This is a genomic window from Blautia sp. AF19-1 (assembly GCF_003479155.1).
GTDB classification, from domain to species: domain Bacteria; phylum Bacillota; class Clostridia; order Lachnospirales; family Lachnospiraceae; genus Fusicatenibacter; species Fusicatenibacter saccharivorans.
In genome coordinates this window covers 1-278 of sequence record NZ_QUGQ01000053.1, presented here as the reverse complement: position 1 = coordinate 278, position 278 = coordinate 1, and the positions used below count along the sequence as shown (strand labels likewise).

Below are 278 nucleotides of genomic sequence, written 5' to 3'. Positions count from 1 at the left end.
GAACTAAAAAACACCATGAACGCCATGCAGCCGCCCCAGAGCATTGAGGAAATCAAGGCGGGGCTGGAAACCACCGAGAAAGGCGGTGTCCGTCAGAGCATCCGGAACTGCCTGACCGTATTCCAGCGTGACCCTCTGCTTTCCGGGGCTATCGCATACAACATTCTAACTGACCGCAAGGACATCATAAAGCCCATCGGCTTCCACAGAGAAAGCACCGCCCTGAACGATACGGACATGAAGTATCTGCTTCTCTATCTGGAAGAAACCTACGGGCT

General features: G+C 53.6%; 1 protein-coding gene. It reads left to right on the top strand.

Features of this window, described 5'->3' with window-relative positions:
* The coding region (locus DWX26_RS16550; RefSeq protein ID WP_334295239.1) for a hypothetical protein at window positions 1–278 on the top strand (278 nt) is incomplete at both ends.